The organism is Microscilla marina ATCC 23134 (assembly GCF_000169175.1).
GTDB classification, from domain to species: Bacteria; Bacteroidota; Bacteroidia; order Cytophagales; family Microscillaceae; genus Microscilla; species Microscilla marina.
This window is the reverse complement of record NZ_AAWS01000038.1, coordinates 1-25,022: the sequence shown is the minus strand read 5'-3', so window position 1 is coordinate 25,022 and position 25,022 is coordinate 1. Positions and strand designations below refer to the sequence as shown.

General features: G+C 40.5%; 15 protein-coding genes. 6 read left to right on the top strand and 9 right to left on the bottom strand.

Features of this window, described 5'->3' with window-relative positions:
• Nucleotides 1-395: 395 nt before the first annotated feature.
• The 6 genes from M23134_RS38940 (at nt 396) to M23134_RS26505 (ending at nt 5,856) form a co-directional block, all read left to right on the top strand.
• On the top strand, nt 396-1,169 hold the full coding sequence (locus M23134_RS38940) for an FkbM family methyltransferase (RefSeq protein WP_002701499.1): 774 nt from the start codon (nt 396-398) through the stop codon (nt 1,167-1,169).
• A gap of 14 nt (nt 1,170-1,183) precedes the next feature.
• On the top strand, nt 1,184-2,485 hold the full coding sequence (locus tag M23134_RS26525; protein WP_002701498.1) for a glycosyltransferase family 4 protein: 1,302 nt from the start codon (nt 1,184-1,186) through the stop codon (nt 2,483-2,485).
• A 3-nt stretch (nt 2,486-2,488) separates the two neighbouring features.
• Nucleotides 2,489-3,259 carry a glycosyltransferase family 2 protein gene (locus tag M23134_RS26520; RefSeq protein ID WP_002701495.1) on the top strand — a complete coding sequence of 257 codons (771 nt, stop codon included), beginning with the start codon at nt 2,489-2,491 and terminating at the stop codon, nt 3,257-3,259.
• Between the two features lie 613 nt (nt 3,260-3,872).
• Complete coding sequence (locus M23134_RS26515) at nt 3,873-4,628, top strand: metallophosphoesterase (RefSeq protein WP_002701493.1); 756 nt, start codon at nt 3,873-3,875, stop codon at nt 4,626-4,628.
• A gap of 19 nt (nt 4,629-4,647) precedes the next feature.
• Nucleotides 4,648-5,112, top strand: a complete 465-nt coding sequence (locus tag M23134_RS26510) for a nucleoside deaminase (protein WP_002701491.1) — start codon at nt 4,648-4,650, stop codon at nt 5,110-5,112.
• A 120-nt stretch (nt 5,113-5,232) separates the two neighbouring features.
• On the top strand, nt 5,233-5,856 hold the full coding sequence (locus M23134_RS26505; RefSeq protein ID WP_002701489.1) for a superoxide dismutase: 624 nt from the start codon (nt 5,233-5,235) through the stop codon (nt 5,854-5,856).
• Nucleotides 5,857-5,960: 104 nt separating this feature from the next.
• On the opposite strand, the gene M23134_RS26500 is transcribed toward M23134_RS26505, so the two are convergent.
• The 9 genes from M23134_RS26500 to M23134_RS26460 form a co-directional block, all read right to left on the bottom strand.
• The gene (locus M23134_RS26500; RefSeq protein ID WP_002701487.1) at nt 5,961-7,136 is read right to left on the bottom strand and encodes a leucine-rich repeat domain-containing protein; all 1,176 of its coding nucleotides are present in this window, start codon (nt 7,134-7,136) and stop codon (nt 5,961-5,963) included.
• Nucleotides 7,137-7,159: 23 nt separating this feature from the next.
• Entirely contained in the window at nt 7,160-10,090 is a 2,931-nt protein-coding gene (locus tag M23134_RS26495; RefSeq protein ID WP_002701484.1) for an NHLP bacteriocin export ABC transporter permease/ATPase subunit, read from the bottom strand.
• Nucleotides 10,091-10,170: 80 nt separating this feature from the next.
• A complete protein-coding gene (locus M23134_RS26490) occupies nt 10,171-10,599 on the bottom strand; it encodes a hypothetical protein (RefSeq protein ID WP_002701483.1) in 429 nt (142 codons plus the stop codon).
• A gap of 136 nt (nt 10,600-10,735) precedes the next feature.
• On the bottom strand, nt 10,736-11,989 hold the full coding sequence (gene metK / locus M23134_RS26485) for a methionine adenosyltransferase (protein ID WP_002701482.1): 1,254 nt from the start codon (nt 11,987-11,989) through the stop codon (nt 10,736-10,738).
• Nucleotides 11,990-12,310: 321 nt separating this feature from the next.
• Nucleotides 12,311-13,846 carry a PorP/SprF family type IX secretion system membrane protein gene (locus tag M23134_RS38935; RefSeq protein ID WP_198145096.1) on the bottom strand — a complete coding sequence of 512 codons (1,536 nt, stop codon included), beginning with the start codon at nt 13,844-13,846 and terminating at the stop codon, nt 12,311-12,313.
• A 29-nt stretch (nt 13,847-13,875) separates the two neighbouring features.
• A complete protein-coding gene (locus M23134_RS26475; RefSeq protein ID WP_002701480.1) occupies nt 13,876-21,522 on the bottom strand; it encodes an Ig-like domain-containing protein in 7,647 nt (2,548 codons plus the stop codon).
• Nucleotides 21,523-21,771: 249 nt separating this feature from the next.
• The gene (locus tag M23134_RS26470) at nt 21,772-22,209 is read right to left on the bottom strand and encodes a DUF2452 domain-containing protein (protein WP_002701479.1); all 438 of its coding nucleotides are present in this window, start codon (nt 22,207-22,209) and stop codon (nt 21,772-21,774) included.
• A gap of 91 nt (nt 22,210-22,300) precedes the next feature.
• Nucleotides 22,301-23,512 (bottom strand): molybdopterin molybdotransferase MoeA, encoded by a 1,212-nt coding sequence (locus M23134_RS26465; RefSeq protein ID WP_002701478.1) that lies wholly within the window; start codon nt 23,510-23,512, stop codon nt 22,301-22,303.
• 19 nt (nt 23,513-23,531) lie between these two features.
• Entirely contained in the window at nt 23,532-24,731 is a 1,200-nt protein-coding gene (locus M23134_RS26460; RefSeq protein ID WP_002701477.1) for a hypothetical protein, read from the bottom strand.
• Between the last annotated feature and the right edge of the window lie 291 nt (nt 24,732-25,022).

Below are 25,022 nucleotides of genomic sequence, written 5' to 3'. Positions count from 1 at the left end.
TTTGTTTGCCATTAGGCAAAACAAAAACTAGAGATGAGCCCTTAAACGCAGCAAAAGTAGAAGGTTTACTGGCAAAAACAAAATCCCAACAAGCTCTTATAAGCATAGAGACTCACAAAACTGGTGATTCTGATTTCGCTGGGCATTTGCCTTATAAAACACGGAAATAGCCACTTTAAAACAAGCGTGTTTATTTAATAGAAAGGAGATAAACTCAAACATATCAAAATTAAATTGATCAAAAAGATTTAAACTTATTACTTTTGCACAATTCTCTTGCTTATACTGATGTATAAGACAATTAAAGAGATCGTATGAGGTACACAGTTTCCTTTTATTTTCATTCACTACCCAGGCTAACGTAGCCTTCATATTTTCAAGAAAAACACCTTAAGATGAATAGCTTCAAAAAAGCACTTTTGCCGGTTACAAATTACTTATTAGAGAATTATATCCTTTTTAAAATTTTACCATTCAAAGAAAGAAAAAAATACTTTGATAAGACGGGGAATGATGACATCCAATTACACATTAAAACCTTAGATAATGAAGGAGTGACTATACGTAGTAATAATGCTATAGACCGAAGTGTAATAAAATATGTGTTTTATCACCAGTACCACCTCCCTCCTGTTGAATTACCTGCTGATGCTGTGATATTAGACCTAGGCGCCAACATTGGGCTCACCATACGTCACTTTAAACACCTGTACCCCCAGAGCAAGGTTTTTGGATTTGAAATGGATGAGCAAAACTTTGAAACCTGCAAAAAAAATTGTGCTGACCTACCTGGGGTAATCATTACCAATAAGGCCGTATGGACAAACACTGGCACTATACAGTATGCAGACAATGCAGATACTGATGCGTATGCCATTACCGAAAATACTCAAATTGCTACCAAAGAAATGCCTTCTATCAGCCTGAGCGACATCTTGGCCACCCACTCGCTAGATAAGGTAGACTATATGAAGATGGATATTGAAGGTGCCGAAAAAAATATACTGGAAAGTGATGACCTAAGCTGGATGCAAAAAGTACAGGCAATGAATATAGAATTGCACGAAGACGAATTTGTACAAAAAGCTATAGACATAGTAAGTCAAGAAGGGTTTAAATGCTGGAAAGATACCAAGCATTGGGCGTCTATTATGGCAGTAAAAAAATAATGAGGTGGGATACAATGGAACAGAGGGCAATAAAAATAGCAATTGTTAACACTTTTCAGGATTTTGGCGGAGCGGCAGTAGCCGCACAACGCCTCCATAAGGCACTACAAGACCAACCTTTGGTAGAGCCTCAACTACTGGTACAAGTACAAAGCCAAAAACAGCAACACCTACAGGCAGTAGCTAACACCTGGTGGGGCAAGAAAAGAGCTTTCCTTAGATTTACTGTAGATCGCCTGCTTTTTTGGCGACAAGCCAAGTCAAAAGCCACCCGTTATGCTATTTCGCCGGCCTATATTGGTACCAACATTAGCCAACACCCATTGATAAAACAAGCCGATATTATTCATTTACACTGGATTGTCTTTGGTTTTTTATCTCTCAAATCGCTCAAAACACTCTTTGCGCTTGGTAAACCCATTGTATGGACAATGCACGATATGTGGGCTTTTACTGGTGGTTGCCATCACGCCCGCAACTGTGACCATTACCAACAAGAGTGTGGCAATTGTGTTTTTTTAAAACACCCCCACCCAAAAGACCTGTCTTACCGGATTTTCCAGAAAAAACTTACCATTTATGAAAACAAATCACTGCATTTGGTAGGCTGTAGCCAATGGATTGCCAATGAAGCAACCAAAAGTGGTCTAATGAGTGCTGAGGTATCTACCAAAAGTAGTATTCAAAGTATTCCTAATCCTATAGATACTACAGTTTACACCCCTTTGGATAAAAAGCTACTTCGCCAACAAAGGTCACTGGCTGTAGATAAAAAGTACTTATTGTTTGGGTCAGTCAAAATCAGTGACAAGAGAAAAGGAATCGACTACTTTCTGGAGGCTTTGCAAATACTTAAGGAGCTATACCCTGCCACCTTGCAAGAAGTTGAATTATTGGTTTTTGGTGGTGCAGGAGAGCAAGTAAAAGCACTATCTCCTTACACTGTTCATTTACAAGGATTGCTCTCAGGGGATGAAACTTTGAGACAAAATTATAACCTGGGAGATGCATTGGTGATGCCTTCGTTGGAAGAAAACCTCCCTAACACTATTATGGAGTCAATGGCTTGTGGTACCCCAGCAATTGCCTTTGATGTAGGCGGAGTAAGTGATTTGATTGACCACCAACAAAATGGTTATCTGGCGTCGTACAAGTCTGCTGAAGACCTCGCCAAGGGTATTTACTGGGTATTGTACCAGGCAGATAATCAAACACTTACGCAAAATGCCCGACGAAAAGTATTGAATAACTTTACCGAAGAGGTAGTGAGTAATCAGTATGTACAGTTATATAAAAAGATACTTGATCAAAAATAGTCTATGAATCAACCTCTACCCAAAATATCAATCATTACGGTGTGTTTCAACGCCGAAAAATACCTGGAACGTACCATTCAAAGCATTATAGCCCAAACATATCCCAACATAGAGTACTTGATTATAGACGGGCAGTCGAAAGATGGTACACTGGATATTATAAAAAAGTATGAAGCCAATATTGATCAATGGATTAGCGAACCAGATAAAGGTTTGTACGATGCAATGAACAAAGGAATGGAGCTTGCTACAGGCGATTTTGTGTGGTTTATGAATGCTGGAGATGAAATAAGAACTCCTGAAGTGCTGACAGATATGTTTGCCAAAGATACTGATGGTGATGTTTACTATGGCGAGACTGAGTTTCTCGATCTTGAACGTAATCCACTGGGTATCAGAAGTAAAGCTACTCCTCACAAGCTACCAGAGCAACTTCACTGGGAAGACATGCAACAAGGCATGGTTGTTTGTCATCAATCTATTTTGGTACGCAAAAGCATTGCTGAACCTTATGACTATGAACAACACCCTTACAGTGCTGATATTGACTGGGTAATTAAGGTGTTGAAACGCTCAAAAAAAACGATCAATGCCCACCAAGTTCTGGCAATATATTTACAAGGGGGGTTTTCTCGCAAACATTTGAAAGCCTCGCTCAAAGATCGCTACCAAATACTCAAGAAGCATTATGGGTTGTTGACTACGCTTAAAAATCACGTGTTGATTGTACTACGCAGTGTTTGGTTTATCCTCAAACGTGGCAAGGGGTATTAACTATTGATCATAGGAAGCCAATTTTAATCGAAAAATAAATGCCAAGCTTTTTAGCTTGGCATTGTTGTTGTTTTCCTAACAACTATCTTATTAATGATGTAAACGTCATTTTTATAACGGGCGATTCATCTAAAAGATGAAGCATTGTATTCAACATTGAATTATAATCAATAAACGATGCAAACTAGCAAAAATTTTCTACAAAGGTAGAAGATGCTATTAAAAAGCCAGTTTGGCATTGTTGTTGTACTTATATAATTGCTATTAATTTTGGTGTCATTTTTGTAACGGGCATTCGGTTTGATTTTCAAACTGCAATGCCTTTTTTTTTGAATACGGGACAAGATAGGTAAAATTATACTGCTCTCCAAATAATAACCTTTTCAGGGCACATTTATTGCTAATGAAGCCGCCATATTTTTTCTATTCTTTTACTCCAAATGCAGTACGTTGATTCTTAGTGGGTTGACTTATGCTTTTATATTACGGGTTGGTTGCGCCTCTTTTACCAAACAATATATTTCTCTCCACTTCTGCTACCCCTCTTTCTATTTCAAATTAATTTTTACATTCTTAGATTCATGCTACATATTTGCAAAAACACTTATACAGCATGAATACTCTCAGGTTTGCTCACTTGTCTGACTTGCATTTGTACAAGTACAAGGATTTTATGTATCATGAACATCACCCTTATCAAAGTTTTTGCAATGTAGTAGATTTGCTGAAGCAAGAAGACACATTAGACTTTATATTGATCACAGGAGACATTGCAGCCAAACAGGAAAAAGAAAGTTATTTTCATGTAGACGAGTTGCTGGCACCTTTGGGTACTCCTTATTATTGGCTACCGGGCAACCATGACAGTGCTGTGCTTATGAAGCGAATCGCTCCTAAAGTACAAGTACAAAATACCAATGTGTTTGAAACTAAAGGAACTCGTTTTATATTGTTAGACAGCACTGATAGGCAAGAAAAGGCGGTGGCGGGCTTTTTGCCTGACGATGAACTTCGTTTTTTAGAAAAATCATTGGCAGAAGCCACTAATACTTCTACCATCATTGCATTACACCATCAGCTTTTGGCAACCCCTGGCTCCTGGACAAACAATTTAGGGGTGACTAATAAAAATGATTTTTATAAAATAATTGACGCGTGCCCTCAGGTACAAGCAGTTATTTGTGGACACATACACCACGCCCACGCCTGGCAACGCAAGGGAGTGCAGTATTTTTCAGCACCAGCTACCTCTTACCAATTTAACCCTTATGCACCCGAGTTTGCCCTGGATGAGCTGGCACCTGGGTATCAGGTATTGAGTATACACCCCAAAACACGAAGGGTACATTGTGAAGTAAAAAGAATATAATCACCCATAAAAAAGTCCCATGCACGACGAGTTTTACATGCAACAAGCTTATAAGGAAGCAGTAATAGCTTATAACAAAGGAGAAATACCTGTAGGAGCAGTAGTAGTAGTACAAGACAAAATCATAGCTAGAGCTCATAACCAAACCGAGCAGTTGTTGGATGTAACCGCTCATGCCGAAATACTTGCAGTAACGGGGGCAGCCAACTATTTGGGGGCAAAGTACCTCAACCAATGTACCATGTATGTAACCTTAGAACCTTGCGTGATGTGTGCTGGTGCTATAGCCTGGTCTCAATTAGGTAGGCTGGTGTTTGGTGCCTATGATGTTAAAAGGGGGTTCTCTCGCATTGAGTCTGCTACTGAAGGTACCAACAACAAAGTGACAAAATTGTTGCACCCAAAAACTTTACAAGTGGGTGGAGTGCTCGAAAATGAGTGCGCAGAACTTTTACAGCGATTCTTTCAAAAATTGCGAAACTAATTTATATTTGTTTTGTTATACATACGATGGTAAGACAATGAGGCACTCAAAAGAATGAGGCTGATCTTACCATTTACAACTGTCTTTTAAACATTTTACAACTTTAAAAAGCACGAAATTATGGCATTCGAACAGAAAGCTTTACCTTATGCTTACAACGCACTAGAGCCACACTTTGATGCGCAAACAATGGAAATTCACTATGGTAAACACCACGCTGGATATACATCAAAGTTAAATGCTGCTATTGAAGGAACCGACTTGGCCAACCATTCTATAGAAGATATATTAAAAAATGTTGGAAGCCACAGCACTGGTGTTCGCAACAATGGAGGTGGTTTTTATAACCATAGTCTTTTTTGGGAAATTTTGAGTCCTGAAGGTGGCGTTCCAAGTGGAGACCTTGAAGCAGCTATCAAAGAAGCTTTTGGCTCTTTGAATGGTTTGAAGGAGAAGTTTAACGCTGCTGCTGCTACTCGTTTTGGCTCCGGATGGGCTTGGTTGATTGTAGGTGAGGATGGCAAATTGCATGTCACTTCTACACCTAACCAAGACAATCCTTTGATGGATGTAGCCGAAGTAAAAGGTACCCCTATTCTTGGTTTGGACGTATGGGAGCATGCTTACTACCTAAAGTATCAAAATCGTCGTCCTGATTATATTTCTGCATTTTGGAATATCATCAACTGGGAAAAAGTAGCTGAAAAGTACAAAGCAGCCGAAAAATACGCTGCTGCCAAGTAATAACTCACTTACTCACTGTAAACTTGCACTAAAACTGGGCAAGTTTTCACAATAAAAAAACCTTTTGGTGCCTGTTTGTATCAAAAGGTTTTTTTGGTTTCGAATCAAAAGGTAACATACGCTTTGCTGCACCATTCCTTGATCTTGGCCTTTTCATCTTTAGGCAGTTGGTTATTGCGTAGGTACAACGCCTGCAACTTGCGTAACTGGCCTATTTCCTGGGGTAGCGAGGTAAGCATATTATCGCTTAGACTTAGGTGTTTCAAGCTCTGAATACTACCAATAGAGGTAGGTAGCTCTGTTATTTTATTCTCTTCCAGATACAATATTTGCAGGTTTTGGAGTTTGCCTATTTCAGCGTTAAGTGAGGTAAGCTGATTGTTGTTGAGCCAAAGTTTTTGCAAATTGGTAAGTTTGGTAATAGCAGCAGGTACTTCTGAAAAATTATTTTTTTGCAGATCTAAAATCTGTAATTTATCTAGTTTTGCCAACTGAGGAGGCAATTGCTGTAATTGGTTGCCTACCAGATAGAGTTTCTTAAGGTTTTGTAAGGTGAGTATTTCCTGAGGTAGCTCTTTTAAGCGGTTGTTTGCTAAATAAAAAGTATGCAAGTTTTTTAACTGTCCTATTTCGTGGGGCAATTGATTGACTCGGTTATTATTTAAAATCAACGACTGAAGATTATTTAGTTTCCCTATAGAAGCAGGCAATTGGGTTAGCTGGTTGTGCTCTAGAAACAAACGTTTTAACTGAGCAAGTTGTCCTATTTCTGGCGGCAGAGTAATGAGCTTATTATTGGGTATATATAAGTATTGAAGGCTTTGGAGTTTACCAATTTCTGGGGGCAAGGTAGTTAAACGGTTGGCACTTACTCGCAACTCCAAAAGGTGGGTTAGTTTGCCTATTTCCGGAGGTAGCTTTTCTAATTGATTATTGCTCAAAATTAATTTTTGAAGCTTGGTTAGGTCACCTATTTCTGGGGGTAGCTCTGTGAGCTTATTTTGTTGTAAGTTTAATACCTGAAGGTTTTTAAAACGAGCTATTTTTTTAGAAAGCACCAGCATATCTTTGTTTGCCAGTTTCATCATATATACATCATTGGGTTGCTCCAAAGCAACTTCTAACGATGTATAGATTGGCTTTTTATCCAACTCTATATCGCTCAATAATCCCGGTGAATTCAAAAAAGGTTCTTCTTTCCCTCCACAGCCTGTCAACACCAAAGATAAAATGCTTGCATAAATTAATTTGACTACCTTCACCCTTTGTATATTTATCATTTTTTGGTCATTTACGTGTAATGTTATGCCAGTTGCCTGGTTGCCAAATCTTTAAACAACCCCTCCTGATGAATCAAATCTTCGTAGCTTCCTGTTTGAGCTATTTTACCCTGGTCAAACACAAAAACTTTGTCTACATTACGAATAGTACTTAGTCGGTGCGCAATCACAATACGGGTTGCCTGTAGTTTATTCAGGCTTTCTGTAATTACAGCTTGTGTTCGATTATCTAAGGCGCTGGTGGCTTCATCAAACATGACAATGCGCGGCTTATGTACTAAAGTTCTGGCAATAAGCAAACGTTGTTTTTGTCCTCCCGAAAGGGTAGAACCACCCTCACTAATAATCGTGTGCATTCCCATAGGCATTTGTTTGATGTCTTCATCAAATGCAGCCATTTTTGCGGCGTTCCAGGCATCATCCATAGTCAATTGTGGCGAAGATCCCACGATGTTAGAAAATATATCGCCTGGTGTAAGTTGACCATCTTGCAATACTACACCAATTTGTCGCCTTACCAGCCTTAGATCTAACTTATTTAAATCTTGATTGTCATAAAAAATGCTTCCAACTTCGGGTTTCTCAAAACCCAACAACAACCTGATTAGTGTAGACTTACCCGAACCAGATGCTCCTACAAAAGCTACGTACTCTCCTGACCTTAATTGCAAAGATATATTATTTAATACTAACGGGGCATCTTTGTTATATCTAAAATTTACTTTAGATACTTCAATATTTCCTTTCAATCTCCCTGGGTTCGACTTTCGGTCATCGTTTTCGGGTAAAGTTTCTAATATTGGGCGTGTACGCTCGTATATAGGAAAAACCTGAAATATGGTCAATGAAGCGGCACTCATTGCCAGTATCGACGATAAAAAAGCACCATAGGCAGCATTAAAAGCTAAAAATTGTCCGGTAGACAGTTTCCCCCATTCACTAGAGGAAAAAAAAGTCCAGTAAATAATACCGCTGGCAAGCAAAGGCATAATCGAATTAATGACTGTTTGAATGTTTTCTACCCTTGCTGCTTCAAAAGAAAATTGTTTGGACTTGGTAAAAAGTTTCAGCCAATGATTAAAAGCCCTTATTTCGGTACCTGTTACTCTAAATTTACTTATTCCGTTTAACAACTGTAAAACAATGCCTTGAGTTTTTCCATCATAATTTAAGGCCTGCTTTTCTTTAGAAATTTGCCACCTACCAATCCAATACATAATCAGCACCTCTACCAAAGAAATGCCCAAAGCTACTAAGGCTAGTTTTACACTATAATAAAATAATAACAAAAAATTAAGCAATGAAAAAACGCTGCTTAAAATGGTGGTAATTACTACACCTGACAATAATTTACGTATTTCATTGATTCCCATTGCCCGATCTGCCAGGTCGCCTGTAGTAAACTTTCTGAAAAATGAGGCGGGCAAATCCAACAACCTATCCCAAACTGCTGCCTGTAAACTATGGTCCATTTTGGTTTCTATCCGCAACAGCGCAAACCCTTCGGTTAATTCAAACAAAATGTAACCAATTAACGCCATAAACAAGGCAAAACCTACGTGCATTACCTGAGATTTGCCCGCGTTAGGTATTACGGTGTCAAACAACACTCCTGTAAGAATAGGTGTAATGAGCCCTAAACCTGTTCCGGCAAGCCCCATAATAATCAAGATATAAAAATCTCTTTTTTCTTTAAACAGGCCAAATTTGAGGAGGTCTATCAGGGTGATTTTCTTCTGAGGAAATGGTTTATAAAATGTATAAGCTACTTTATCTATTAAGTGTTGATTCTTTTCGGTAATTCTGAAGGCTTCTTTGGTTACAGGGTTGTAGGCTTCATAACGATTGCCTTTGACGGGCATCAAAGCTATAGGTGTATCGCCTTCTTTCAAAAAGCTTAGCAATGCTCCAGAGTCTTGCTGCCACCATTTGCTGTCCAGCAGTACCTCACGATACCTTACCTTCGATGCTCTTGCAATATCTCCAATAGGATCATACCCCTCTTTTGTATTTTCAAGCGGAGGCACTAGGCGTATTTTGGCAGGATCGGCCACTACTTGACAAGCGTTAAACAGCACATCGTCGGTTTGAACTCTTAGGCCTTTGGCGTATTTGTCGGCAGCCTCACGGTTGAGAATAGCCTCAGCATCTTTAAGGGTTTGAATGGTTTTAATGTACTGATTTTGGTATTTGGACTTGAGGCGAATTTGTTCATTACGCGCCACAAAATCAATGGCATTTTTTTCAAGCGCAAACAAAGTGTTATCCAGCGCCTCTAAACCTTGCCAGGCGGCTTCTTGCTGAATGGCTTCAGTAGTACCTATAAATTTTAGTCCCAGGTTTCCGTTTGACTCCCAAAATGACTCTCGACACAAAGGTAATAAAAGTTCTTTGGTGGGTTGATCAAGCTTTCCTGAGCCGTTGATGAGTAAGGTATTGGCTTTGCGAGGTTTAATGACTGCCCAAACTACCTTTTTTTGAGCCGATATGCTGTCACCTTCTCTCAAAATAACTCGCTCCCCCTTTTTAATTAGTACATTTGCCGCTTTATTAGGGTGATTTTCATTTTCTGAAATACCAAAAAACAAATTGGTTACCCAATCACTGATCAAGCCAGCTATTATAGGCGAGTAGTTCGACGTGAGTGCCAATTCTTTCAGGCGAGCCAGGTCAAATTCATACACCAATGTATCTTTGGTGGCATCTGCCGAAAAACCAATGTGATGCACAGAATTGGCAGAATCAAGCCCTAATAAAAGTTGTTGTTGCTCGGCAGTAAAGAAATAAAAGCGTTGTCCTTCTGGTTTTCCATCTTTCAATTGAACAGTATATACATTGATTTGTCCTTGATCAATAAACCATACTTTTCCAGGTGTATCCATCAAAAACGGTGTATTCACCGTCATTTGTATTGGCTTTGCTTCTTGTCTGATAATCTCTAAAAATGCCTCCACAGAAATCTTTTTAAATTGTGTCTGGTAAATTTATAAAGATTTCATGAACCACGCCAGAAGATGTAAAACACAAATGATTTTTATGCCACTTCTTTTACTTTGTCTGGTGTTTGCTTGTACTGTTTATATGCGCCATACAATACCAAGCCAAAAGGAACAAGCCATACCAGGTCATTGGTAATATTATGCAATCCAAATACCCAAGGCAAAGAACCTTGCACTACGTGTTGCAAAAAACCAATAGGTCCAAACACTTTGCCCAAAAAACCTACCAATACAATACCCCAATGTTTATAAGGATTGTAAGAGGCCACCCAATAAGCTATTCCATAGCAGCCTACAATCATTCCTACTGCCTGCCAGATAGCCGCGTAATTGGGGCGGGGCAAATGTACTAAATCAAAAAAGTGAAAAGGAAATAAGGTGACCCAGGCTCCCCATAGTATGTTGTAAATAGCTGCCATACGCAGCATAGTAGTCATCCATTTCGGAAACGATCGTTCTTGCATGTGTATACTTCTTTGATTTGTTGTATCATCACAACTTTGATATACACCTGTTTGTTTGTACTCAGCTATAAAAAAAGCCCTCTAAACATTTAAAAATGTTTAGAGGGCTCATCATATTTTCGGTTTCATTAGATAACTACAAGCTAAAAGCTGCCTTTACCTTATCTACGTAGTCTAACTTTTCCCAGGTAAACAAATCAACTTCTACAGTCTTTTCATTTGATTTTCCTGCATTGAAAGTTTTGGTTATGGTTTCAGACTCACGCCCCATGTGGCCGTAAGCAGCTGTTTCCTGATACATCGGATTACGCAACTTCAACCTTTGCTCAATGTAATAAGGACGCATGTCAAACACTTCTGCTACTTTTTGTCCTATTACTGAATCGGTCATATCTACCTTAGCACTCCCATAAGTGTCTACCATAATACTTGTAGGCTGGGCAACACCAATAGCATAAGAAACTTGTACTAAAATTTCGTCAGCTACTCCGGCAGCTACCAAATTTTTGGCAATGTGACGAGAAGCATACGCTGCACTTCTATCTACTTTTGAAGGGTCTTTTCCAGAAAAAGCACCTCCACCATGGGCTCCCTTGCCACCGTAAGTGTCAACAATAATTTTTCTACCTGTCAACCCAGTATCTCCGTGAGGGCCACCAATTACAAACTTGCCAGTAGGGTTGATATGGTACGTAATATCATCGTTGAATAATGCTTGAATGTGTTCAGGAAGTTGGGCTTTCACACGAGGGATCAAGAAACTGATAATATCCTCACGAATTTTTGCCTGCATAGCTTCCTCCGTATCAAAATCGTCATGTTGTGTAGATACTACAATAGTGTCTATACGAACAGGTTTATTATCATCACTATATTCAATAGTTACTTGAGATTTTGCATCAGGTCTAAGATATTTAATATCAGTTGCTTCGCGTCTCATATCCGCAAGCTCTTTTAGAATTTTGTGCGATAAATCTAAGGCTAGTGGCATATAGTTAGCAGTTTCGTTGGTTGCATAACCAAACATCATTCCCTGATCACCAGCACCTTGTTCTTCTGGCTTTTGTCTATCTACGCCTTGGTTAATATCAGGAGATTGTTCGTGGATAGCAGACAAAACACCGCAAGAAGTTGCCTCAAACATGTATTCTGACTTGGTATAACCAATTTTCTTGATTACTTCTCTTGCTATTTCCTGTACATCAAGGTAAGCATCAGACTTCACTTCACCTGCCAAAACGACTTGCCCAGTAGTTACAAGAGTTTCACAAGCCACTTTTGAGCTAGGGTCATAAGCTAAAAAATAATCGATAAGTGCATCAGAAATCTGATCAGATACCTTATCAGGGTGTCCTTCCGAAACTGATTCAGACGTAAACAAATATGCCATTGAGTCTATTTAATATTGTTTCCTAATTAATTTAAAAAGCAGCCAAAGTTAAAAGAATTTTATCGAAAAAAGAAAGTCACCACCGGGATTCATGCCAGCCTATGCAGAAAGTTATAAAATTCCAAACAGAAATAACCTTTTAAAATAAAGAAGGATAGAGTATATTCAACAAAATAAAATACTGCTTTTTTTGTCTTAATGGATAAGCCCCAAATTATATTAAAGCAAACATGCCTATCGCCATATTTTTCACTCTAATACAAATAAAAAAGGAGAACCTAATAACTCATAGGCTCTCCTTTTCTAATAATTTATATTCTTCTATTTTTTCTTTTCAGTTTTTACCAACTTAAATTTTACCCTTCGGTTCCTTATTTTACCAAATTCGGTTTTGTTAGACGCTACTGGTCTCTTAGAACCATACCCTACGGTTTTCAGTCGGTTCTCATCTATTCCTTTGTTTACCAGGTATTTTTTCACTGCACTTGCCCTTCTTTCCGAAAGATTCTGATTGGCGTCTTCGGTTTCCCCTATGTTACAGGTATGCCCCTCGAGCTCCAGATAAATGTCAGGGTGTTTTTTAAGAATTACAACAATGTCGTTTAACAATGATTCTGTGGCTTTATTAATATCATCGTTGGTATAATAGAAATACGCCGTAGACTTGAGTATCTCAAGGTCACGGGTAGTTAAGTTCTTTGGAGGCACATTGTCAACCTTTATAGGATCAGTAGCAATAGTATCACGACCTATTATTCTACGATTACGCTTGGTAACTACTACTGTGTAAATAAACTTATCGTCTTTTGGTCGTATTGTATCTTGTTTGATCTCATCAGGTTTTGGCTTACGTTTTACTTCTTTTTTACCTATCCTAAACCCTACTTTTAGCTCAAAAGCACTTAACCTTTTTGCCTGACGATCCATACTTAAATCATAACTAAAAGCTACCGAGTATTTGGGTTGGTTCATTTCTACAGACACAATGGCGGCTCCGTTTAACTCATACCAAAGCCCCACCCCTACATTTCCAGGTTTGATAAATCCACTAAATGGTGCATAATTATACCAAAACATAGAACCAATATTCACCTGTCGGTTGCCCCCATCTTGCTGTATCCAACGTATATTAGGCATAATCTTAAGTTTTTCACTCTGGTAAGCAGTAAATCCTCCAGTAAAAACAAGACTAATGGGTATTCGCTCTTCTTTAGCACTTAACGAAACATTTGGTTGATTGAGGTTTTGTCCCGAAATACCCAGAAAAGCCCTGGTATTAGAGGTAGAGTCTGAATCGGTAAAGTACCAATATAGCCCAGCATTCATGGTTGGGTAGCTAATGGCTGTAATATCAAAAACTTCATTGCTTGCCGCTGTATTCAAAAACTCCCCGTTAATCCATTGACTCCCGGTTGTCAAGCGGTCAATATTGATACTCTGCCAGAAATAACCACCTTGTACACCTAAACTAATGTATTGTGCCCGACCTATTTGATGGTTATAAGCTGCACCAGCACTTAAACCTGTAATCTGTAATGCTCCGTCTGCTCCTAACCTATCATTTACGGCTGAAAAACCAAAACCTGCTATTCTCCCCCTGGTTTTTGTAATCAGTGGATGAGTGATTGAAAACATAGGGGTTTCAAACGCTGCCCCTACTCCTCCACCTACATTCATTCTACGGTAACTCATAATCGCTTGTGGCTGATTATAAGATGCTATCATTCCAGGGTTTGTTTGCATAGGAGAAAGGTGAAACTGGGAGTAAGAAACCGATTGTGCCGACAACCTGACACTGGTTATCAACACAATGATTAAAACTCCTAGTAATACTTTTCTTGCTTTATGGTGGTTCATTTTCAACTTCATACAATTCTTTATATACATTATCGTACCAACAGCACGTTGCCCGATTTTTTAATTTCTACGCCATTTTTAAATTTTCCTGTCAAATACCATACATAATTTCCTTTAGGCAACGGTTTTTCTTCAAAGGTTCCATCCCAACCTTTGTTTTGAGTCTCACTTGTTTTTATTCCAAATTCGTCGCTTCCCAAAAACTCCGCCTTATCATTGCTTTCATATACCAATTTGCCTTCCCGATTATACACTTTTATGCCCAATGTTTCTACTTGGTTGCCAAAGACCTGAAACAAATCATTTTTCTGATCATTGTTAGGGGTAAACATAGTAGGTACAAATACCTGAAAACTTAGCACCCTTACTACAACTGATACTGTAGTATCACATCCTTTACTATTGGTCAGTAATACTGAATAACGCGTCGTTTGCTTAGGAGTCATTGTAGGTGCTCCTAACGTAGCATCCGAAATATTTGCCACATCGGCATCGGTATCTGCCGTCCAGGCAAAAGTAGCCGCATCGGTAGCAGTAGCAGCCAGTATAACTGACTCGCCCACTGTAATGGTAGCAGTATCTCCTACTGAGTTTACCAGCAAGCTTCCAGAACTTGTAGGGGTGATCTTAGCATCAGTTACATATTGACGTCTATCTTCTATAAGGAAAGAAATAATGTTAGAAGTACACCCTCCTGCATCGGTCACCTGTACATTATAAGTCCCTGGAGTCAAATCTGTAATGTCTTTTGTAGTAGCATTATAAGCAGCATCACCTGTCTTAGTCCAAAGATAGGTATAAGGTGCTCCACCAAAACCTCCCGAAACTGTGGTAAGTGCTACTGCTCCACCACCAGCACCATTAGCTGTACAGTTTTGAGCATTGGTAGTATCACCCACAATCGTAAAATTAGTAGGATCGTTTACTACCACATCAAATACTACTGGAATACGGGCATTGTCCCCAGCAGAATCATCAGCTCCTTTAGCTCCAGACGCTGTGACAGGAGTGACATAGTAAATAAAATTGCCTAAATTATTTTGCGTAATTCGTAAGGTATCAGATGGCAATCCGCTATTGGTAGATTCTCCCAGTTTGGTACCACCTGTTGAGGCATCGTACCACTCAAACTTCGCAGCGTTGGCATCAACACCTTTGAGCCTTACTTGCCCACCCTCACAAATTTGGGGAGACAAAGCACTTGCGGTAATACTATAAGGAAAAATGCTTACCCTGGCTGTATCTGAGAAGTTTTCACAATTGGTATTGGTTACTATCTCTTTGGCGTATACTTCGCCTGTACCAGCAGTAGCCGCCCACTTTACAGTAATTTGGTTGGTACCAGCGCCCGATTGAATCGTTCCTCCTGTTACTGTCCAAGCATAAGTACTCCCTGTATTATTGGTGGTAAGCGCATAGGTTCTTACATTATTCACATATACAGAGTCGGTATTATCAGTTAATTGAGGTTTTATTGGTGTACGTTTTACAGTAACTGTTTGCTCGTTAAAATCTCCACTACAGTTCGTACTTTTGATTTTAGCCAATACTCTAAATTTCGCGTCAGCTACATCTAACCCACTAAACGGTAAATTATTACTCCACCTGATTTTTACCTCAGTAGAATCAGCCGTGTTGGTAGACACTATCTGCCCATCACTGGCATTTACTATGCTCCAAGAGTATATGTAGTTAGCATCTGGCGAAGTAATAGTATAAGTAGCTTCATAACTGGTACCAGCAGTAAACGCACAGATATTCATATCACCAGTAACAGTTGGGGCTGTAGGTTTGGTAAAAATAGACACATTGAATGTTGCAGTGGTAGTGGCACAAGCCAGTGGGTCAGTTTCAGTCAATGTAAGGGTTCCGGCTGTAGCATCAGTCCAGGTCACTGAAATCTGATGGGTACCTGCCCCATTGTCTATAGTTCCGCCTGTAATCATCCAATTGTACGTATTGCCAGCATTGTTGGGGGTAGAGTAAATGGTTCCAGCTACGTTCTGGCAAGCAGTAGTAGCTCCTGTAATCACAGGGGTTGGGTTTACATTGGCGCTTGCTGTTACTTTACAAGCTCCATTATCCTCTTCTACGCTTATCGATTTAGCTCCCGAAGTACCCCAGGTTACGGTAATAGAATTAGTGCCTTGCCCTGAAGCTACTGTACCTCCGTTGACTGTCCAGGTGTAAGTGTTCCCTGGTACCGATGCTGTAGAATAAGTAGTTTGTTCTGCAATACAGTTTCCTACAATTCCTACTAAAGCAGGAGTCGGCACAGGTTTGATGCTGATATTTTTCACAATTTGCGCGGTACATCCTCCAATACTCTCATCCAGGGTAATAGAGCCAACAGTACCTACGCCCCAGTCTACAGTAATAGATGCAGTACCGGCTCCTGATTGAATCGTTCCCCCACTAACATTCCAAACATAAGTGTTGCCCGTGCTTCCGGCGTTGTAAGTAACTGTGGTTCCAGTACAGGCAAGGTTAGTTCCTGAAATTGTCGGAGTGGGGTTGGCATTGATCGTTGCTACTACCGATACACGGTCGGTTTCACAAGTACCATTAAACAAACTTACATAGTAAGTGGTAGTAGCAGTAAGACTTGGGGTAGTAAAGCCTGAATTTTGTCCAAGGTCTGTCGTACTAGTGGGACTATCGTACCAACGGTATTGCCCGTCCACTCCTCCAGTAGCAGATAGTGTTACTGTTCCAGGCCCACAATTTGCGCCAGCAGTTGCTACCGGGTCAGCCACACCTGCACTTACAGTTGCATCTACCTGAGTAAGTGTGCTTTCTGCATTTCCGCAACTTGCATCCAATATACTTACATAAAAACTTTTAGTAGCACCAACAGAAGGCGTAGTAAATGTTGTATCTAAATGGTCTGTACTGGTTTTAAGCAAGGTGGTCTGGTCGGCATCGTACCATTTGTAGACCTGCCCTCCAGTGGCTCCAGAAGCATCCAGCAAAAACGTGCCTGCACCACAGCGTGCAGCAGGAATAGCCACTACTGTAGGGGCAGTTGGTGAAGTACCCGCACTATTGATAACAGCCGTTACCTTAGAGCGGCTACCTTCACAAGAGCCATCAGCTTTGGCAATTGCCACGTAAAAATCACGGGTGGCAGCAAGACTTGGGGTGGTATAGGTATTGTCGTTTTCGTCAGCCGATAATTTCAAATGCGAGGTAGTGGAAGCATCTAAATACCATTTGTAGACTTGCCCTGCACCTGCGCCATTGGCAGTGAGGGTTACAGTACCAGCTTCACACCTTGAAGCATCAACAACGGCAGGCGTAGGCAACTGTTCTATAGTGGCAGTCACCTCTACCCTGTCGGTTTCACAACTTCCATTATAAAAGCTTACATAATAGCTACTAGTGGTTGATAGGTTTGTAATAGTAAAAGAACCTGTGTTGCTTTCCAGTAAAGTTCCTGCGGTTGCTGCATCATACCATCTAAATTCTTCTCCAGCGGTGGGGGCAGTAGCATCTGCTTTTGCTGCTGTCAAAACAATGTCACCTGTACCACAGCGAGACTGATTGGTTACGTTAGGAGGCGTTCCACCTGAACTTGTAACAGTCACGGTTACGGGTACCCGATTACTTTCGCCTCCACAAGCATTGTTATTAATGCTTACATAATAAGTAGTAGTAGCAGTTACCCCAATTGAAAAGTTTGGAGAAGCATCATCTTGTAGAAAGTTTCCGCCAGTAGATGCATCATACCAACGGTAAGTTTCTCCGCTGGCTGCCAAACCTGAGGCAGTAAAATCGGCATTTCCAGCACCACAGCGAGCGTCAGGTGTAGCAGCAGCTGTAGGGTCAGCGGGTGTCCCCGGAAAAATAGTTGCAATGACCTCTACCCTATCGCTTTCACATGTACCATTGATAATACTTACAAAATAGCTTGTTGTAGCAGAAATAGAAGGTGTTGTAAAGTTAGGATCAGCAGCATTGGCTGATTCTTTCAACATATTACCACCTGTAGCAGCATCATACCAGCGATATTTCATTGGTCCAGTAGCTCCACTCGCACTTAGGTTTACAGTACCTGTACCACAGTTTGATCCATTGGTTGCTGTAGGCTCAGCAGATGAGCCATTGATAGTAACAGCATAGTCAGCCGTCGTAACAACACAACCCTCTGGGGTGGTTTCAGTTACCTTTACGGTGGAGGCTCCGGGTGTTCCCCATTCTACCGTAACTGAGGCAGTCCCCTGACCTGCGGTAATGGTACCATTGGTTATTTCCCAATTATAGGTGTTTCCGGCATTGTTGGTAGTAGTATAAGTCTCTGTTTGGGCGGGGCAAGCGGTGGTAGCTCCTGCTACTGCTGGAGTAGGGTCTGCATTTACAGTCACATTTATCGGAACACGGGCGCTCTCGCAGGTAGCTCCAGCTATAGCTACATAAAAAGTATGATTGCCTGCAGCAAGGCTTGGTGTAGTAAAAGTAGCATTAGCCCCCTGTGAAGTACCACCTGTAGACGCTAAATACCAACGGTAATTACCATCGCTTGAACCAGTGGCCGTTAAATCAACCGTACCTGTACCACACCTGGACTGATCTCCTCCTGAAGTTGGAGCACTAGGTCCTCCTATTAACAACACGGCATAGTTAGAAGCTTCAGCAGCACAAGCTCCGTTTTGCACAAAAGCCCTGAAAAAAGTATTGGCAGTCAAATTTGAGAAAGGTAAAGTAGTGAGTCCTGCCGAGCTTGGTACTTCTGTCCAAGTGGCTCCATCGGTAGACGATTCCCACTTTGTAACTGTACCAGTGGCGTCTTGTAAGGTAAGGTTTCCGGCAACACTTGCACAGACTGCTCGTCCAGTAGTCACAAACCCGCTTGGGTTACTGATATAGTATCGTCGAACTAGCTGATTTACCTTATCACCTACATAAATATTTTGTTCTAAATCGGCATAAACACTGCCTGGGTAGTTAAATTTAGCCGCCTGAGCAGTTCCATTGGTTAACCCTCTGTCGTTGGCTATGCCAGCAATAGTAGTTACTTGCCCTTCACTAATCTTACGAATCACTTGGTTTCGGGTATCAGCTACATATACGTCTCCTACCATATCTACTGTAATGCCCGTGGGGTGATTGAAACGCGCGGAAGCTGCCGCACCATCTACGTACAAGGCATTTGTTTGAGAAATGTCACCAGCATAGGTAGAAGTAGCTCCACTAGAGGTGGCTACTTGGCGAATGAGGTTATTGTGACGGTCTGCCACAAAAAGGTTACCTGAACGGTCAAGGGCAATGCTGGTGGGAAAGAAAAAACGGGCAATACTGGCAGTTCCATCAGTAGCACCTGCCGGAAAGACTGTGCCTACTGCTGGTCCTGACAAAATAGACACTGTATTGGTGTTTAAATCAACTTTCTTGATTTTGTGATTGTTCTTATCAGCCACATATAAATTGCCTGAAAAATCTACTGCTACATCAGAAGGCTCACGAAAACGAGCTGAGGTGGAGGCGCCTATCGCATCACCACTGGTACCATCACCAGCTACTGTAGTGACTGTAGCTGCTCCATCAGGATTAGCTATAGCACGAATGACGTGGTTGTCTTTATCTGCTACATACAGTATCCCAGCATCGTCAATAGCTAAGCCAGAAGGGTGATTAAAGCGGGCGTTTGTACCTACCGGGTCATTCACCAAACCACTGGCACCTACGCTTCCAGCAACAATTGACACGGTACTATCAGATACACGAATTTTTTTAATTACATGATTTTTTTCATCTGATACATATAAAAATACGCCATCAGGAGATTTCACCATACCAGCAGGCGCATCAGAAGTGGTTTCGTTACCATTACTGGAATTGCTTTGATCAACGTTGAAATTGAAGCCTGTGGCAAACGAACTTACCTGAAGGCTCGAACTACTTCCTCCATCTACTACAGTAATTGTATATTTGGCCTCAATGTCACAAATCCCTTTGGTTACTTTGTATGTAATAGTGTAGGCTCCTGATGCCACCCCTGCATTGGGGCAAAGCTCTCCGGTAGAGGCATCAATAGGTAAACCAGCAGGGTTAATTGTATAAGTACCTCCAGAAACATCCTCTCCATCTTCACCTGTAAGGGTAGGCGAAGCACAACCTGCATTTTTACATATCGAGAGGGTACCATAAGTAAGGGATGCTGTGGGACAAGGCTTGGCATACCAAAGCTCAGTACCTATATTTTGATCGTTGTCAAAACCAGCAAAGAAAAGTCCATCTTTGTCAGGCTTTACTCGTACTGCTGTCAATCCAGTAATTTTAGCTGCTCCTGAGGCAGTCAATGGATTAACATCTTTTACTAATACTGTTCCAGCATCTGTGCCATCACTTTTAAAAAGCTCTCTTCCTGTATCTCCCCTAAAGGCAGTAAAATATAGTACAGATTTAGTGGCTCCATTTACCAACCCTCGTACAGCGGTGAGGTCTTGTGGAGCTGAGGGGAAAGAACCTGGTTGGATGTCTTTCACTAAAACAGTACCTGGAGCGGTGCCATTACTTTTCCACAGCTCAGCACCTGTAGTTTCACCTGCTGCTGAGAAGTAACATATACCTCCAACATCTACAAAGCCGGTAGGGTTAGAGCTACTTGTTCCAGGGAAAATATCTTTCAAGCGTCCTACTGTAGTACCATCTGGACTGATCCAAAGCTCTGTACCATCGGTAGCATCGCTTGCCGCAAAGAATAAGATATTGTTAGAGTTTACCAAGCCTGCGTTGGCATCTACTGTGGTACCTGACGGAAAGGTGATTTTTGAGGTATTTCCGGGAGTTCCGTCACTTTTCCAAAGGGCGGTACCAGCACCATCATCTGCTAAAAAATAGCAAAGTCCATCTTTCTCTACCAAATTACTGGGATTAGAACTACCACCAGGGTTAATATCTAACACCATCATCGTACCTGCATCTGTTCCATCACTTACCCACAACTCACGGTTTATTGAGGAGCCTCCCCCATCAAAATCAGCGTCAGCTGTAAAAAATAATGTACCATTAATATTGGTGAGATTTTCGGGGTTTGAAGGAATGGTAGCGTCTAATGGACCACCAACTCCGCCGCCAACTTTTGTGTTGTTAATATCTTTTACTAATGAGGCTCCACCTACTGTTCCATCACTTTTAAACAATTCTTGTCGTTTTAAAGGATGCTGTCCTGCAAAAAACAGTGTACCATTCACATTGACTAAAAACTCCCCATTACCTGCTCCCTGGTTTGGACTGGGGCTTCCTGTGGGGTTTACATTCTCTACAAACTCTGTGGTGCCGGTTGCCATATTGGTTCGATACAAAGCACCAGAGTTGGTGCCATCGTTGGCAAAATAGTAGGCATAGGTTTGTCCTCCAATACTAAACTCAGTAAAATAACTTGCACTAGAACTGTTAGAACTGGCAAAAATATCTGACAAAATATTGGTATTAGGCACCGTACCATCACTAATGTGTGGCTCTTTTCCTACTCCTGAACCAGTAGCATTAAAAATTAGTTTATCACCAATTGCGGTGAGTTCACTGGGGTTACTGGAATTATTGAAACCAGGAAAAACATCTATTACTATGGGTTCTTGATGTTGTGCCTGCAGGCTGGAAAAAATAAGGAATTGGCACAGTAAAAAGAAGCTAAACTTTGAAAAGCCCTTCAATGGCTTTGATAAACTTATCATTGTAAGATTTGTGGGTTTAAGTTTAAAAAACAGTGACTCAAAGACACTTGTTTAACTGTAAAAAAAACAGAAAAAACAATATTTCTTTAAACATTTAATTACTAGTCAGTACGAAACTGAGTAATTGATGTTGTTTGAATGCCCCTCAAAATTGGATTTAACTAATTTATTTAAAAACAAAAATGATGAGGCACGGGTTTGCAGACAGGTAATGTACCAAACAAACTATGCCAATTCCTAAGCAGTAAATTAATCTAATACTTCCCAGGTATGGTCGGCTAACAACCTTACTGAAGCAACGAACCTTTCATAGGGCATATTATCCCGCCATTCGTTGGGTGCTATAATTGAAAGTAAGTATTGTTGGTTTTTTCGCTGATATAGGTGATATAATCTACCAATCAATGGCGTAAAACTCATCTCAGCATTGTAGATGGTTCTTGATATATCTACCCTTTCTTGAATTTTTTTTGCTTGAACAGCCAGTAATTCTACTTGCTTTTGTATTTGCGCCAATTGCATATCAGTTTGTTCTTCCATAGCTGCAATTGCCTGCCCTTTGATTTGCCCTTTTTTAGTAGGCTCTATTTTAAAACCTCCTACTGTGTGTGCATAAGGCAAAGTACTTGGGTTTTCGGTAATTTTATCTTTGTCAATGGGGTTTACAAAAACTTTCTTCTCTTCCATATTGGTTTTATAGTAAAACTTTAATCTTTTCTTTTAAATTTAAATATATACACTACCTCATAGCAGTATCACTTATCACCAGTACCTTTTACTATATATTGCGAAAAGGTATCAAAGGGTAAACACTTCCTGCCAAAAAGTTTTGCTGATTTTCGGATAATTCTAAAAATGCATTGCACTCCAAAAGGTTGGCAAAGTCGCCTGAACCGTGTCCAGGCACTGGATTCGCCCATAATTCACCCTCTTTGTTAATTACATTTACAGATAAGAAATAAGTTAAATTTCTATCAAACTTAAAGTCTTGTCCTAACTTGGCGTACCTGACAGGGCTGGTTGTCCTCCCTTCTATTTTATCTAAATAAGGGATTACATATTTAAATAAACCCACTAAAGTTGATACAGGGTTGCCCGGTAGCCCAAACAATACCTTGTTGCCTTTTTTGCCAAACCACATTGGCTTGCCAGGGCGTTGTTTTACTCGATGAAACAGTTTCTCTACATTGAGTTGTTTCATCACAGTAGGTACATAGTCTTTTTTTCCTTTAGACACTCCCCCACTGGTGATAATTATATCAAACTCATGAAAAATTGACGTCAACTGTTCTTCTATCAATGTTTGATCGTCGGGTAGGTGCCAAAGTTGCGCCTGGATGCCTCTATTGGCAAGTGCAGCAGACAATGCATAACTATTAGAACGCCTAATCTGATAAGGAGCCGGAGTTTCATGGGTATCTACCAATTCATTGCCAGTAGATACAATCGCCACTTTGGGCTGACAAGTCACTTTTAGCTCCGTTTTCCCTACAGTTACTGCTACTGCTATTTCGGCATGGTCTATAGTTGTATTGGCTGGTACTAATACATCTCCTGCCTTACGATCTTTGCCCTGCTGGTGTATGTTTTGATTGAGTGTTAAGACTTCAGCAGTAATGGTAGCATATCGTTGCCCGTCTTGTGCTTCTTCAAACACTACTTCTTCCACTGGAACCACAGCACTTGCTCCTTCAGGACGCATAGCTCCAGTCATAATCTCCAGAGCTACATTGGCAACTGCAATCTCAAGAGGTGGACTCCCCGCAGTTTGTACTCCTGTTACCAAAAACTTTGTTTGCCCTTTTTTCCAGTCTTCATAGTTGATGGCTATGCCATCCATAGTTACCCGGTCAAAAGGAGGGAAATCTCTGTCTGCTTTTATTTCTTCTCTCAATGTTCTCCCCAAAGCCTTTGAGGTGGAGCAGGTTTCTACTTCTAAATCTATAGGGTGATCTAATATTACACGTGTTGCTTCGTCTACTGATTTCATGATTGTTTTAAAAAAAAGCTTATTTTTTATCTTTATTTGTTTCGTTGTAAAAAATCATTTTAGGGTCATTGGTCTGTTGGCGTATGTAAGTTGGCTGGCACGCTCTTTTTTGCCATAAATGAATATTTTTGGCAGTACGAAGCAATGGGTAACTCAACCACAACACTAGTAGTATGTTCATTAGCCACTGTTTTGTAGAAGAAAAAGATTGACTTAGAGTGTAATACACCTGAAAAAACACTCCCCATAACAACGGGAAGACCACCGCAACATAACGTTCTGTTTCATGAAAACTGATGCGTTCGGTTAACTGTAGGAAAACAATGTATACTCCAGCAACAACCAATAATACCGGGGTAAAGTTTTCTAACTTCAATTGACGTTTTTTCATCCACCACATCACTACAAATATACCTGCAATAAATACACTCCCTCTTACCCACAAAGGAACCGTGACAGGGATAAACCAAGCACTTACCGCGTTGAGGTAATGATCAAGGTTTTGTTTAACTAAAATGTTCCCAAAAATGTTGTAAGCCGCAGGATGCAGCCCCCCCTTGGCAGTTTGCATCCCTACCAAAGTCCATATAACCCAACCCGACACTGCCAACACACCATATAAAACAGCCCGCCAAAAACCTGCTTTTGTAAAAAGCCAAAGAGATAAGGCAATGCCTGTTACTAAAAAAACACCAGGATTGCGTTGTAAACACATAATGAAACTTATCACTATTATTGCCCGGTAGTATCCCACCTGGGGGCGGCACTGGTATTTATACAATAACACCACTAGCCAGCCTATTAAAGCCACAAATAGGGGTTCTGACCAAATAAAATGATGAATAAGCTGCAGAGGAGTAGCTATAGCCAGGCTCAACGCAAAGAGTATTTTACTGGCGTAATTAGGCAGGGTTTGACGACACAGGTAAATAAAACTCCATAAAATACTTACCAGACAAATGGTATTCAAATATTTTGACAATTGCAAACGATGTTCACCCAGTAAAGATAAAATTAAGGAATAAAGAGGAACATGATCTATATGGGAGGTGCCATCAGCATGGAGTAGGGTATAATTCTTGGCAAAACTTTTAGCAGAGGCAAGGTATTGGTTAGAATCGTAGGTAATGCCAGGCGCACATTGGGTACTGTATAGTTGTAGCGCTACAGCTATGATAACAGCCACTAATAAGTACCAATGAGCTTTGATCAATTTCATAAAATGCACTTCTTAAACCATATTTACCCTCTATTTTGTGCTCACAAAAATACAATGGATTTTGTGAATCGCTATTTTTTTAACTTTTATAGTTCTTACATTCATCATAAAAAAAAACACCTGTTTGAATGCCCATAGAACATTCAAACAGGTGTGTATATATTATTGACTATGATTTGTTTTATGAAAACTTCATCACAGCTTCGGTTTCCGCTTTAAAGTTCTGGATAAACTCTTCTAGTGTAATGCTTCCCAGGTTGCCTTCGCCTTGCTTACGAATAGACACTTTGC